12 protein-coding genes are annotated in these 13,816 nt (G+C 61.0%); 7 read left to right on the forward strand and 5 right to left on the reverse strand.

Annotated features, from left to right (window positions below):
- Positions 1–152: 152 nt before the first annotated feature.
- Positions 153–302 carry an AcrZ family multidrug efflux pump-associated protein gene (locus tag GJV78_RS19055; protein WP_155109793.1) on the reverse strand — a complete coding sequence of 50 codons (150 nt, stop codon included), beginning with the start codon at positions 300–302 and terminating at the stop codon, positions 153–155.
- Positions 303–472: 170 nt separating this feature from the next.
- On the opposite strand from GJV78_RS19055, the gene modE reads away from it, so the two are divergent.
- The 7 genes from modE (at position 473) to gpmA (ending at position 8,500) form a co-directional block, all read left to right on the forward strand.
- Positions 473–1,261 (forward strand): molybdenum-dependent transcriptional regulator, encoded by a 789-nt coding sequence (gene modE / locus GJV78_RS19060; RefSeq protein ID WP_155109794.1) that lies wholly within the window; start codon positions 473–475, stop codon positions 1,259–1,261.
- Positions 1,262–1,328: 67 nt separating this feature from the next.
- Positions 1,329–2,804 (forward strand): molybdate ABC transporter ATP-binding protein ModF, encoded by a 1,476-nt coding sequence (gene modF / locus GJV78_RS19065; protein ID WP_155109795.1) that lies wholly within the window; start codon positions 1,329–1,331, stop codon positions 2,802–2,804.
- A gap of 346 nt (positions 2,805–3,150) precedes the next feature.
- Positions 3,151–4,167, forward strand: a complete 1,017-nt coding sequence (gene galE, locus GJV78_RS19070; protein ID WP_155109796.1) for a UDP-glucose 4-epimerase GalE — start codon at positions 3,151–3,153, stop codon at positions 4,165–4,167.
- A 9-nt stretch (positions 4,168–4,176) separates the two neighbouring features.
- Positions 4,177–5,223 (forward strand): galactose-1-phosphate uridylyltransferase, encoded by a 1,047-nt coding sequence (gene galT / locus GJV78_RS19075; RefSeq protein WP_155109797.1) that lies wholly within the window; start codon positions 4,177–4,179, stop codon positions 5,221–5,223.
- Position 5,224: 1 nt separating this feature from the next.
- A complete protein-coding gene (gene galK / locus GJV78_RS19080) occupies positions 5,225–6,373 on the forward strand; it encodes a galactokinase (RefSeq protein ID WP_155109798.1) in 1,149 nt (382 codons plus the stop codon).
- A complete protein-coding gene (gene galM / locus GJV78_RS19085) occupies positions 6,367–7,407 on the forward strand; it encodes a galactose-1-epimerase (protein ID WP_167519654.1) in 1,041 nt (346 codons plus the stop codon). The genes galK and galM overlap by 7 nt, the downstream gene beginning before the upstream one ends.
- A 340-nt stretch (positions 7,408–7,747) precedes the next feature.
- On the forward strand, positions 7,748–8,500 hold the full coding sequence (gene gpmA / locus GJV78_RS19090) for a 2,3-diphosphoglycerate-dependent phosphoglycerate mutase (protein WP_155109799.1): 753 nt from the start codon (positions 7,748–7,750) through the stop codon (positions 8,498–8,500).
- 56 nt (positions 8,501–8,556) lie between these two features.
- On the opposite strand, the gene GJV78_RS19095 is transcribed toward gpmA, so the two are convergent.
- The 4 genes from GJV78_RS19095 to GJV78_RS19110 are packed head-to-tail and all read right to left on the reverse strand — an operon-like array spanning position 8,557 to position 13,581.
- Complete coding sequence (locus tag GJV78_RS19095; RefSeq protein WP_155109800.1) at positions 8,557–9,333, reverse strand: ABC transporter ATP-binding protein; 777 nt, start codon at positions 9,331–9,333, stop codon at positions 8,557–8,559.
- Positions 9,330–10,397, reverse strand: coding sequence for a FecCD family ABC transporter permease (locus GJV78_RS19100; protein ID WP_155109801.1), 1,068 nt, complete (start codon positions 10,395–10,397; stop codon positions 9,330–9,332). Before GJV78_RS19100 ends, GJV78_RS19095 begins: the two co-directional genes overlap by 4 nt.
- A 21-nt stretch (positions 10,398–10,418) precedes the next feature.
- The gene (locus GJV78_RS19105) at positions 10,419–11,405 is read right to left on the reverse strand and encodes an ABC transporter substrate-binding protein (RefSeq protein WP_155109802.1); all 987 of its coding nucleotides are present in this window, start codon (positions 11,403–11,405) and stop codon (positions 10,419–10,421) included.
- Positions 11,406–11,415: 10 nt separating this feature from the next.
- On the reverse strand, positions 11,416–13,581 hold the full coding sequence (locus GJV78_RS19110) for a TonB-dependent receptor (RefSeq protein WP_155109803.1): 2,166 nt from the start codon (positions 13,579–13,581) through the stop codon (positions 11,416–11,418).
- Positions 13,582–13,816: the final 235 nt, after the last annotated feature.

Consider the following 13,816-nt stretch of genomic DNA (forward strand, 5'->3'; position numbering starts at 1 on the left):
CCGAGCTCGTTCGGCCAATCACCACAAAAATAAACAAGGAAAATCAATTCATTGATTTTCGGCTGCTAACCACAAAGAGGGAAAAACCACGTTTTTTCCCTCTTTGTCATCAACCTGAAACGCCCGGCTTACCGGGCGTTTGGGAAAATCAATCAGCGCTGCTGTCCGGGCTGTTTTTTCTGGCTGCTGGCGGAAAAAGCGTTAAACACTTCGCCCAGGCCATAAATCAGCCCGAGAATAACGACCATCACCACGGGAACCATGATTACGGCAAATCCCAGACTTTTCAATAACTCTAACATGGTCAACTCCAGTTTTAATCCATTAGGCTGTGTCCCTTAGCGTTGCCCGATTATGGGACATAGCTTGACTATTTTAACGCTATCCTCCAGAAAAACACGCCCCTTTTGTGCGGTCGACTTTGCGGCGGCGCGCTTTTCCGTCACAATAGCCCTTTTGCCAGGAGCCTATTATGCAGGCCGAAATCCTCCTTACTCTGAAACTTCAGCAGAAGCTGTTTGCCGATCCGCGTCGCATCTCTCTGCTGAAGCATATCGCGCTTTCCGGCTCTATCAGCCAGGGGGCAAAAGATGCGGGCATCAGCTACAAAAGCGCCTGGGACGCCATCAACGACATGAATCTGCTCAGCGAGCATACGCTGGTAGAGCGTGCCACCGGCGGCAAGGGCGGCGGCGGCGCGGTGCTGACCCGCTACGGCCAGCGGCTGATTGAGCTTTACGATCTGCTGGCGCAGATCCAACAGAAGGCGTTTGACGTACTAAGCGACGACGATGCGCTGCCGCTTAACAGCCTGCTGGCGGCCATCTCCCGCTTCTCGCTGCAGACCAGCGCCCGCAACCAGTGGTTCGGCACGATTACCGCCCGCGATTGCGATGGGGTACAGCAGCACGTAGAGGTACTGCTGGCCGACGGCGAAACGCGGCTGAAGGCGGCGATCACCGCCCAGAGCGGGGAGCGCCTCGGCCTTGAGGAAGGCAAAGAGGTGCTGATCCTGCTGAAAGCCCCGTGGGTGGGCGTCACCCGCGACGCCAGCAGGGCGCAGAGTGCCGATAACCAGCTGCAGGGCACCATCGGCCATATCGCGCGCGGCGCGGAGCAGTGTGAGGTGTTAATGACCCTGCCGGACGGCCAGACCCTGTGCGCAACCGTGCCGCTCAGCGAGGCTGAATCGCTGGAAGAAGGGGCCAGCGTCACGGCTTACTTTAATGCCGATCGGGTGATTATCGCCACCCTGTGCTGAGCCGATTGACAACCGCCGCTGAAACACGTATCCCTGTTATTTATCGCTGCAATAAACGGGATATAAAATGGCATCGTTGCATATTTCGCAAGGCACGTTTCGTCTGAGCGACACCAAAACGCTCCGGCTCGATACGCTGTCCCTGAACGCCGGCGAGAGCTGGGCGTTTGTGGGCGCTAACGGCAGCGGGAAATCCGCGCTGGCCCGCGCGCTGGCCGGAGAGCTGCCGCTACTGAATGGCGAACGCCGCTGCGGCTTTACCCGCATCACCCGCCTCTCATTCGAGCAGCTGCAAAAGCTGGTCAGCGAAGAGTGGCAGCGCAATAACACCGACCTGCTCGGCCCGGGCGAAGAAGATACCGGACGCACCGCCGCTGACATCATCCAGGACGACGTGCGCGCTCCACAGCGCTGCGCCGGGCTGGCGCAGCGGTTCGGCATCACCGCCCTGCTCGATCGGCGCTTCAAATATCTTTCCACCGGCGAGACGCGAAAAACCCTGCTCTGCCGGGCGCTGATGGCCGGGCCTGATTTATTAATACTCGACGAACCTTTTGACGGGCTGGACGTTGCCTCACGCCACCAGCTGGCGGCGCTGCTCGCCGACCTGCACCGCTCCGGCATAACCCTGGTGCTGGTACTGAACCGCTTTGATGAGATCCCCGATTTCGTCCAGTTCGCCGGCGTCCTCGCCGACTGTACCCTGAGCGAAACCGGCACCCGAACCGGGCTGCTGCGGCAGGCGCTAATCGCCCAGCTGGCCCACAGCGAACGGCTTGAGGGCCTCCGGCTGCCGGAGCCGGACGAACCGCCCGCCTGCCGCGCGTTAACCGACGGCGAACCGCGTATCATCCTCAACGACGCGGTGGTGTCGTACAGCGATCGTCCGATCCTTAATCACCTGAGCTGGCGGGTCAATCCCGGTGAACACTGGCAGATCGTCGGCCCCAACGGCGCGGGAAAATCCACGCTGCTCAGCCTGATTACCGGCGATCACCCGCAGGGCTACAGCAACGACCTGACGCTGTTTGGCCGCCGTCGCGGCAGTGGCGAAACCATCTGGGACATCAAAAAACACATCGGCTACGTCAGCAGCAGCCTGCACCTTGACTATCGCGTCAGCACCACCCTGCGCAACGTTATTCTTTCCGGCTACTTTGACTCCATCGGCATTTACCAGGCGGTATCTGACCGGCAGCGGAAGCTGACCCAGCGGTGGCTGGCAACGCTGGGAGTGGACGACCGCACCGCCGACGCGCCGTTTCACAGCCTTTCCTGGGGGCAGCAGCGGCTGGCGCTGATCGTCCGCGCGCTGGTTAAGCATCCGACGCTGTTAATCCTCGACGAGCCGCTGCAGGGGCTGGACCCGCTCAACCGCCAGCTGGTTCGCCGCTTTATCGATGTGCTGATTGGTGAAGAAGAGACCCAGCTCTTGTTCGTTTCCCACCACCCGGAAGACGCGCCGGCCTGCATTACGCACCGGCTGGAGTTTATTGTGGACGGCGAAAGCTACAGGTACGTTTCCGGGCCTTGCAATGCTTAAACTTTTTTCAGAATGGCCCGAACCTCCCTTTCTGGAAAAATAACGCGCGGTTTTTGAAATAGTTTCTCAAAATCAGTTCGCAGGTATGCCGCCGCGTAAAGCTATTCCCGCGGCGTTGGCCAACCGGAGCGGCATGTTATAAATCCACCATCGTTTTCAGGCGCGGCATGTGCCCTTTTTTAGGTTCATCACAGATTAGCGTGGACCTTTTTTAAAGCCGCTATCCAGGCCGGGATCGCGGAGTTACCGCCGGTGTAAACGATTCCACTAATTTCGGACATATCACACTTTGTGCCTCTTTGTTATGCTATGTTTATTTCATACCTCAGGCTTAATGGAGCGAACTATGAGAGTTCTGGTTACAGGTGGTAGCGGTTACATAGGCAGCCATACCTGCGTACAGCTGCTGCAAAACGGCCATGACGTGGTCATCCTGGATAATCTTTGCAACAGTAAGCGCAGCGTACTGCCGGTGATTGCACGTCTCGCCGGCCGCCATCCAACCTTTGTCGAGGGCGACATCCGCAATGAGGCGCTGCTGGCCGAAATCCTGCACGATCGTGCCATCGACACCGTGATCCACTTTGCCGGGCTGAAGGCGGTGGGCGAATCGGTCGCGAAGCCGCTGGAATACTATGACAATAACGTTAACGGCACCCTGCGGCTGATCGCCGCGATGCGCGCCGCCGGCGTTAACAATCTGATCTTCAGCTCCTCCGCCACGGTCTACGGCGACCAGCCAAACATTCCCTATGTTGAAAGCTTCCCCACCGGCACGCCGCAAAGCCCGTACGGCAAAAGCAAGCTGATGGTGGAGCAGATCCTCACCGATCTGCAAAAGGCCCAGCCAGAGTGGAGTATCGCCCTGCTGCGCTACTTCAATCCGGTTGGCGCGCATCCGTCGGGCGATATGGGGGAAGATCCACAGGGTATTCCCAACAACCTGATGCCCTATATCGCCCAGGTTGCCGTGGGCCGCCGCGAGTCGCTGGCCATCTTCGGCAACGACTACCCGACGAAAGACGGCACCGGAGTGCGCGATTACATCCACGTCATGGATCTGGCCGACGGCCACGTCGCGGCGATGGAAAAGCTGGCGGGCAAAGAGGGCGTACATATTTATAACCTCGGCGCTGGCGTCGGCAGCAGCGTGCTGGACGTGGTCAACGCCTTCAGCAAAGCCTGCGGCAAGCCGGTCAGCTACCATTTCGCGCCGCGTCGCGAAGGTGACCTTCCCGCCTACTGGGCGGACGCCGGCAAGGCTGACCGCGAGCTGAACTGGCGCGTAACCCGCACGCTGGACGAAATGGCCGCGGATACCTGGCGCTGGCAGTCGCGCCACCCGCAGGGCTACCCGGATTAAGGAGCAACCATGAGTCACTTTAACCCCGTCGACCATCCGCACCGCCGCTTTAACCCGCTGACCGGTCAGTGGGTGCTGGTTTCGCCCCATCGCGCCAAGCGCCCCTGGCAGGGGGCGCAGGAGACACCGTCCCAGGAGGCGCTGCCCGCCCACGATCCTGACTGCTTTCTCTGCGCGGGCAACACCCGCGTCACCGGCGATAAAAACCCCGATTACAAAGGCACCTGGGTCTTTACCAACGACTTCGCCGCGCTGATGGCCGACACGCCGGAGTCGGCGGACGATAGCGACCCGCTGATGCGCTGCCAGAGCGCGCGCGGCACCAGCCGGGTGATCTGCTTCTCGCCCGATCACAGTAAAACCCTGCCGGAGCTAAGCCTGCCGGCCCTGACGGAAATCGTCAAAACCTGGCAGGCACAGACCGCCGAGCTGGGACAGCGCTATCCCTGGGTGCAGATTTTTGAGAACAAAGGCGCGGCGATGGGCTGCTCCAACCCGCATCCCCACGGCCAGGTCTGGGCTAACAGCTTCCTGCCGAACGAGGCCGAGCGCGAGGATCGTCTGCAAAAAGCCTGGTTCGCGGAGCAGGGATCGCCGATGCTTCTCGACTACGTTCGCCGCGAAATGGCGGACGGCAGCCGCACCGTTGTAGAGACCGAACACTGGCTGGCGGTGGTTCCCTGGTGGGCGGCCTGGCCGTTTGAAACGCTGCTGCTGCCAAAGGCGCACGTGCTGCGTATGACCGATCTAAGCGACGACCAGCGCGCCGACCTGGCGCTGGCGCTGAAGAAGCTGACCAGCCGCTACGACAACCTGTTCCGCTGCGCGTTCCCCTACTCAATGGGCTGGCACGGCGCGCCGTTTAACGGCGAAGAGAACGGGCACTGGCAGCTGCACGCGCACTTTTACCCGCCGCTGCTGCGCTCCGCCACCGTGCGTAAATTTATGGTCGGCTATGAAATGCTGGCGGAAACCCAGCGCGATCTGACCCCGGAGCAGGCGGCAGAGCGTCTGCGTGCGGTCAGCGATATCCATTTTCGCGAATCCGGAGAGTGACATGAGTCTGAAAGAGAAAACGCACGCGCTGTTTGCCGATACGTTCGGCTATCCGGCCACCCACACCGTCCAGGCCCCGGGGCGCGTCAATCTGATCGGCGAACATACCGACTACAACGACGGCTTCGTGCTGCCCTGCGCCATTGATTACCAGACCATTATTTCCTGCGCCGCCCGCGACGATCGGCTGGTACGGGTTATCGCCGCCGACTACGACAACCAGTCGGACACCTTCTCCCTCGACGCCCCAATCGTTGCCCACGACGGCCAGCAGTGGTCCAACTATGTGCGCGGGGTGGTTAAACATCTGCAGCAGCGCGACGACAGCTTCGGCGGCGCGGACATGGTAATAAGCGGCAACGTGCCTCAGGGCGCGGGGCTGAGTTCCTCCGCATCGCTGGAGGTGGCGGTGGGCACCGTCTTTCAGCAGCTTTATCACCTGCCGCTGGACGGCGCGCAGATCGCCCTTAACGGCCAGCAGGCGGAAAACCAGTTTGTCGGCTGCAACTGCGGCATCATGGATCAGCTGATTTCGGCGCTGGGGAAAAAGGACCACGCCCTGCTGATCGACTGCCGTACGCTCGGTACAAAAGCGGTGTCGATGCCGGAAGGCGTGGCGGTGGTGATTATTAACAGCAACTTTAAGCGCACCCTGGTGGGCAGCGAATATAACGCCCGCCGCGAGCAGTGCGAAATCGGTGCACGCTTCTTCCAGCAGCCCGCCCTGCGCGACGTCAGCCTTGAGGCTTTCAACGCCGTCGCCCACGAGCTGGATCCGGTGGTGGCCAGCCGCGTTCGCCACGTGCTGACCGAAAACGCGCGCACCGTTGAGGCGGCCAGCGCCCTGGAAAAAGGCGATCTGCGACGGATGGGCGAGCTGATGGCGGAGTCCCACGCTTCGATGCGCGATGATTTCGGGATCACCGTACCGCAGATCGACACGCTGGTGGAGATCGTTAAGGCCACCATCGGCGACGGCGGCGGCGTGCGCATGACCGGCGGCGGCTTCGGCGGCTGCGTGGTGGCGCTGCTGCCTGAGGCGCTGGTCCCCGCCGTCAGGCAGGCCGTAGCCGAACAGTACGAGGCCAGAACCGGTATTAAAGAAACTTTCTACGTGTGCAAACCTTCACAAGGAGCAGGACTGTGCTGAATGAAACGCCCGCCCAGGCACCCGACGGCCAGCCGTACCGCCTGTTAACCCTGCGCAACGACGCGGGGATGGTGGTCACGCTGATGGACTGGGGTGCCACGCTACTCTCCGCCCGCATTCCGCTGTCCGACGGCAGCGTGCGCGAAGCGCTGCTGGGCTGCGCCAGCCCGGAGCAGTATCACGAGCAAACCGCCTTTCTCGGCGCGTCAATTGGCCGCTACGCCAACCGCATCGCCAACGGCCGCTACGCGCTCGCCGGCAAAACCGTCAGCCTGACGCCGAACCAGGAGACACACCAGCTGCACGGCGGGCCGGAGGGCTTCGACAAGCGCCGCTGGCAGATAGTCAGCCAGAACGACCGTCAGGTGCTGTTCGCCCTCTCCTCCGACGACGGCGACCAGGGCTTTCCCGGCAACCTCAGCGCCACCGCCCAGTACCGCCTGACCGACGATAACCGGATCGCCATTACCCTGCGCGCGACGGTGGACAAGCCCTGCCCGGTCAATCTGACTAACCATGCCTATTTCAACCTCGACGGCGAGCAGTCGGACGTGCGCCGGCATAAGCTGCAGATCCTCGCCGATGACTATCTGCCGGTTGACGAGAGCGGCATCCCGCGCGGGGGGCTGAAGGCCGTCTCCGGCACCGCGTTTGATTTCCGCCATGCAAAAACCATCGCCGACGGCTTCCTCGCGGACGACGATCAGCGCAGGGTCAACGGCTACGATCACGCTTTCCTGCTGCAGGCGAAAGGCGATACCCAAAAGCCGGTCGCCAGGCTCTGGTCGGAGGATGAAAAGCTGCAGATGGAGGTCTACACCTCCGCTCCGGCGCTACAGTTCTATTCCGGCAACTTCCTGGTCGGAACCCCCTCCCGCGGCCCTCAGCCCTACGCCGACTGGCAGGGGCTGGCGCTGGAAAGCGGTTTTCTGCCGGACAGCCCGAACCATCCGCAGTGGCCGCAGCCGGACTGCATCCTGCACCCCGGCGAAGAGTACGCCAGCCTGACGGAATACCGTTTTATTCCCACCTGACGCGCGGCCTGCGCTCCTCTATGGCACGCGGTGCGTTGAGGAGCGCGGCCTTCAGGAGCGGATATCTGCCGCCCCTCCGGCGGACAGCAGCAAAACCGCAACCCTTAATTCACAACTACCTTACACTGTATCGCTATTTTCGCTATGGTTAAGCGTAAGCGTTGCCGCCGTGGCCCGGCGGCAATACAATGAGAATGATTATTATTTAACAAACACAGGCACGAAATCCTTCCGGCGGCATGACGACAATAGCAAAGCGAGGCTCCAACAGGTTCGGGGGCCGGCAAAAAGCGCGTTGCCAGCGCCGCCTGTCGGGTGACGTGTACAGAGGAGTAAGAGTATGGCCGTAACTAAGCTGGTTCTGGTACGCCACGGCGAAAGCCAGTGGAATAAAGAAAACCGTTTCACCGGTTGGTACGACGTCGACCTGTCTGAAAAAGGCGTTGATGAAGCCAAATCCGCAGGCAGGCTGCTCAAAGAGGAGGGCTACAGCTTTGACTTTGCCTACACCTCGGTGCTGAAGCGCGCCATCCACACCCTGTGGAACGTGCTGGACGAGCTGGATCAGGCCTGGCTGCCGGTAGAGAAGTCCTGGAAGCTGAATGAGCGCCACTACGGGGCGCTGCAGGGGCTGAACAAAGCGGAGACCGCAGAGAAATATGGCGATGAGCAGGTGAAACAGTGGCGTCGCGGCTTTGCCGTCACGCCTCCGGAGCTGACTAAAGACGACGAACGCTATCCGGGCCACGATCCGCGCTACGCGAAGCTTACCGAACGGGAGCTGCCGCTGACCGAAAGCCTGGCGCTGACCATCGATCGCGTGATCCCCTACTGGAACGAAACCATTCTGCCGCGCATGAAGCGCGGCGAGCGGGTGATCGTCGCCGCTCACGGCAACTCCCTGCGCGCGCTGGTGAAGTACCTGGACAACATGAGCGAGGAGGCGATCCTGGAGCTGAACATCCCGACCGGGGTGCCGCTGGTCTATGAGTTTGACGAAAACTTCAGGCCGGTCAAACACTACTACCTGGGCAACGCCGACGAGATCGCCGCCAAAGCCGCCGCCGTAGCGAACCAGGGGAAAGCGAAGTAATAAACCTCATGCCGCTCCCTCTGAGAACCGGGGGAGCGGTTTTTCGTCAGTGGCGCTTATACGCCAATCACCCCATCGAGCACCACCTGCGCCCTGCCCTGAGAACAACGCTCCACCCGACCGCGCACGTTATAGACCTCCGCCAGGCTTTCTGCGGTGATAACCTCCTCCGGCGCGCCGCTGGCCACCAGCTGCCCCTCTTTGAGCATCAGCACATATTCACCGTGGCGCAGCGCAATGTTGATATCATGCACCACCACCACCGTGACCCTATTCCGCGCCCGGGTATCCCGGCGAACCAGGTCCATGACGTGGAACTGATAGTTCAGATCCAGCGCGCTCAGAGGTTCATCCAGCAGCAGCAGCTCAGGTTGGCGAATCAGCGACTGCGCCAGACCCACCAGCTGCCGCTGGCCCCCGGAGAGCCGGTCGAGGTAGTGCAGCGCCAGGTGGGCGATGCCGAGCTGCTCAAGGATGGAAAACACCTGCGCCCGGCTCTCGGCGCTTTCCCGCCTCCCCGAGGCCCGCTGCGCCACGACGATCGACTCCAGAACGTGCAGATGCACGCCCTGCGGCAGCGACTGCGGTAAAAACACCACCTTATCCGCCCGCCGGGCAAACGGCAGGGCCAACAGGTCCTCGCCGTCGAGAAGCGCTTCGCCGCTGGCTCTGTTCAGCCCCGCCAGCGAGCGCAGCAGGGTCGATTTCCCGCAGCCGTTCGGCCCCAGCAGCACGGTGATCTTGCCGCGCGGCAGCCCGGAAACGTTAAGCCCACAAATCACCGGACGATGCGGATAGCCGGCGCTCACATTGCGCAGAACCAGCCCGCTCATGACAGATTCCCCCGGTGACGCATAATGATGCTCAGAAAGAAGGGAACGCCCACCAGCGAAGTGACGATGCCGACCGGAATAATCACCCCCGGCAGGCAGTTTTTTGAAGCGATGGAGGCCAGCGACAGCACCAGTCCGCCAGTCAGCACGCTGCCCGGCAGGTAAAAGCGGTGATCCTCGCCAAACAGCAGGCGCGCGATGTGCGGCGCGACCAGGCCGATAAAGCCGATAGGGCCGACAAAGGCCACCGACAGGGCCGACAGCAGGCTGATACGCAGCAGCGACGACAGCCGCAGGCGTCGGACGTCAATGCCGAAGCTCATCGCCCGATCCTCCCCAAGACGCAGGGCGGTGAGCGACCAGGCTCTGCTCATCGACCAGAGCAGTACCCCGGCAAACGCCGCCGCCAGCACGCCCAGTTTTTCCCACGAGGCCCGGCTGAGGCTGCCCATCGTCCAGAACACCAGCCCCTGCAGCGTATCTTCATCGGCGACAAACTGCATGATTGACACCAGCGCATTAAAGGTAAACACCAGCGCGATGCCAAACAGCACCACGCCGGAGGTGGCCACGCGGGTCCAGCGGGTGATGGCGTCGAGCAGAAGCGCGGAGAACAGCGCAAAGATAAAAGCGTTGGCCGGAATAAACCACGCCGCCGGCACGCCGGGAATGCCGATCCCCAGCACGATCGCCAGCGCGGCACCAAAGGCCGCCGCCGAAGAAACGCCGAGGGTAAACGGACTGGCCAGCGGGTTGCCGAGGATAGTTTGCATCTCTGCTCCCGCCAGCCCCAGCGCCATGCCCACCAGCAGCGCCATCAGCGCCCAGGGCAGGCGGATATCCCAGACAATCACCCGGGTTCCGGCGTTGACGCTCGCCGGATGGATCAGCGTTTGCCAGAGTTCACCCGGCGACAGGCCCGAAGGCCCCAACGTGATGTCCAGTACCAGCGAGGCGAGGATCGCCAGTGTGACAACCGCCGCCAGCATCAGCCGCTGGCGGAGAATCAGACGATAGCGGGAGTCAACGGACCCCGCCGTTTGCTCACAGGCAGAAAGCGACATACCCTTCCTTAAACAATGATCTTACTTCGACGGATTAAGCACTTCGCTAATCTGCGCGTCGCTGAGCGCCAGGTTAAAAAAGCGCTGATAAAAGCGACGGGTCTCTTCACGCATGTCCACATCGCCAAAGCGCTGCGGATAGAGCGTTTTGGCCAGCCAGAGGAACTGCAGCGCCTCTTCGCTGGTCTCCCGGCACCACCAGAACATTCCTTTTGGATTGACGTAGACGCGATGGTTGCGTACCGCATCTACCTGCGCCCAGCGGGGCGAGGCCAGAATCTCATCGGCATCGCGTCTGTTCATGGTGACAATGACCGCCGGATTGGCAGCCACCACCTGCTCCAGCGCCACCTCCCCCGCCCGGTTTGGCTTGCCGGCAAACCAGCGCTCGGCAATATTTTTTGCGCCGGCCAGATCCATCCAGTCCTGATTAAGCGACGGCCTGCCGGTGGTGGTTAGCGGATTGCCCATGCTGTGGTAGAGCGAAACGCGCCGGGAGGCCGGCAGATCCTTAAGGCGCTCCGTTACCAGCGCCACGTTATGGTCAAAATAGCGCTGATACTCCCGGGCCTTTTCCTGGGCATCCGGCCCCAGAACCGCCGCCGTTTTGTGCACCCGCGCGGTAAGCGCCTGCATAGCGTTCGCCTCAAAGGCCAGCACGCGCACGCCGGCCTTCTCAAGCAGCGGCTTACCCGGCACGATCGTGGATTTTGGCACAAACAGCAGTTGGGTGCCCAGCGAGATAATTTGCTCCGTATCCAGCTCATGGCCGCTGTTGACGCTCACCACCGCCACGCGATCAATATGCGGAAGGCTCTGGCGAAAAAGCGGGATTTTTTTCGCCACCAGCGACGTTCCGACAAGATTCCCACCATAGCCCAGCATGGCGATAATGGTATTTTGCGCCGGCCACGGGGAGGCGATGCGCACATCGCTGTCCGGCTGCGCGGCAAACAGGCTCCCCGCCACCAGCCAGGCCAGCGCGGGCAAAAAGCGGGTTAGCTTCATCACGCCTTCCTCAGAAGTCAAGGGTTACGGAGGCGCGAACCTCGCGGCCGCTGCCGATAAAGGCGCTCGGCGAACCGTTGTTGCCGTCAGTACCCGACGGAAAAATTGACGCCCAGTAGTGCTTGTCAAATACGTTATTGACCACCACGCGGAAGGTCGTCGGCACCTTGCCGACATTCGTGGTGTAGCGGGTGCCCAGATCCCACGTGGTGTAGCTGCCGGCCCACGCGGTGTTGGTGTCGTTGGCGGCGCGCCTGCCGGTATAGTGTACGTTGGCGCTGTACACCCACTGTGGCATCGACGGCAGGCTGTACTCCGCCAGCAGGTTGGCCTGCACTTTCGGCACCCCGACCACCTGTTTATTGCTGGTTGAAGCGTTGACGGTATCCTTCAGCTTCGGATTCAGGAACGTCACGCCGCTGTAGATATTCAGCCCCTGCCAGACGTTGCCGGAGGCGGTCAGCTCCAGCCCCTTGTTGACCTGCTCCCCCTGCTCTTTATAGACGTTATCGGCCGAATCGACCCAGGCAAACGGCCGCTCCAGGCGGAACAGCGCCGCGCCAAGGTTCATGCCGGAGACATCGGCCTTCAGGCCGATTTCATACTGTTTGCTGCGGTACGGATCGAGCGTCTGCCCGGCATTTTTTACATCGCTGTCAGTGGGAGCCGTGCCGCCCTGCTCCAGCGACTCGGCGTAGCTGATATAGGACATCACGCTGGGGGTGATTTTATACATCAGCGCCGCGGTCGGACTGAGCCCGTTTTTATCGGTCTGCTTCGTTTTATGGCCGTTTTTACCGTAGCTCTGCGACTGGAGCCAGCTCTGGCTGAGATAAAGCATCGCTGACCACTTCGGCGTAAACGTGAGGATATCACCGAGGGTAATGCTCTGCTGGCTATCCACGCCGGACTTATAGCGGTGGCCGCCGGTTCTGATTTTACCGTCACCCTGCTCATTTATGCCTGCCGGGTGATACATATTGGTGCTCTCCCAGCTGTACGAAGGGCCATTGGTCGTAGCGCTGTACCGGGACCAGACGTAGCCGGTGGTGGAAAGTGCAAGATCGTGCCCAACGGAGCCAGTGAGCACGTGGCCGTTCAGCGTAGTGGTATTGCTCAACACCCGGAAACGCCCCGCGGCGGTGGAGTCCTTCATGGAGCGGTTAATATCACCCTGATTATTAATGATTTTACTCGATACGCTGCGCATCGCGCGATCCGCCTGCTGCCAGCCCACGCCCGTGGTCAGCGACCAGTCGTCGTTAAGGTAGTGGATCAGCCGCGTGCTGACGGTATCGGTCGTCAGCTCATTGCCGGCGGTGCTGAGCGCCAGATTTTTATTTTGCGGATCGGGGGCTGAGGGCAATTTAACGCCGGGGCCATAGCTGAAGCTGCCCGGATAGCCCTTCTGTATAAACTCATAGTGGCTGGCGTCCAGCTGCAGCTGCGTGCCCGGCTGAATATTCCAGTCCAGCGCGACGGCGAGCAGCCTGCGCCGCCGGGTGCTGTCGTCCAGGCTCCCCTCGCCGTCCTGATTGAGAACGTTGATGCGATAGCCAAAGCGTTTGCCATCGTCAATATGCCCTCCCAGGTCGAGCTGGCCGGTAAAAGCGCTGCGGCTCTGATAGCCGAACGTCACCTTATTCAGCGTTTCTTCCGTCGGGCGTTTAGCAACGAAGTTAAACTGCCCCGCCGGGCTTGCCGGGCCGTACAGCGCCCCGGTCAGGCTGTTGAGCACGTCCATACGCTCCAGCATTTCAACCGGGAAAGCGGTCGTTGCGACAATATTCAGACCGTCCAGGCGGCTGTTCGCCACCACGCTGCCCTGCATTCCCCGGCTCTGGGGCCGGCCGACATCCATTCCGCCGCGCGCCTGCATCTGGGTGCTGGGAGAGTACTTTAACAGGTCGCTCACGCTTTGGGCCTGCTGGTTTTCAACCACCTCTTTTTGGACGGTAGTGGTGGAATAGGGCGTATCAACCCAGGCCCGGTTTCCCAGGGGGCCTGGGTCGATATCGTTGGTTTTGAATCCCGCTCCGGAGGCGGCGTGCGTGGTGTCGCCGGAAGGCTGGCCGGTAACAATGATTTCCTCTTCGGTGCCGGCGGCCTGAGCGCCGGACGCTGTCAGCGCAATAACTAATGGCAACAGGGGAACCAGCTGACTGTGCTTTTCCATTTGGGTGACCAATCGATATATAAAATAATATATTACGATCGACAAAGCTGAATTTATTAGATCTGAATCACAAGATGTGGATCAAAAAATTGATTTTCCCGGTTACCATACTACGCACTTTCATAACAGGTCTAAGGGTTAGCCCCAGTGACAGGGACGAAACCCCGTCCCTGTCACTGAGTTTTACCCGCTGAGAGCCGTCAGAAGCTGAAGCGGTAGCCCCCGTTCACCTGCT

Source organism: Intestinirhabdus alba, from assembly GCF_009711095.1.
Lineage (GTDB): Bacteria > Pseudomonadota > Gammaproteobacteria > Enterobacterales > Enterobacteriaceae > Intestinirhabdus > Intestinirhabdus alba.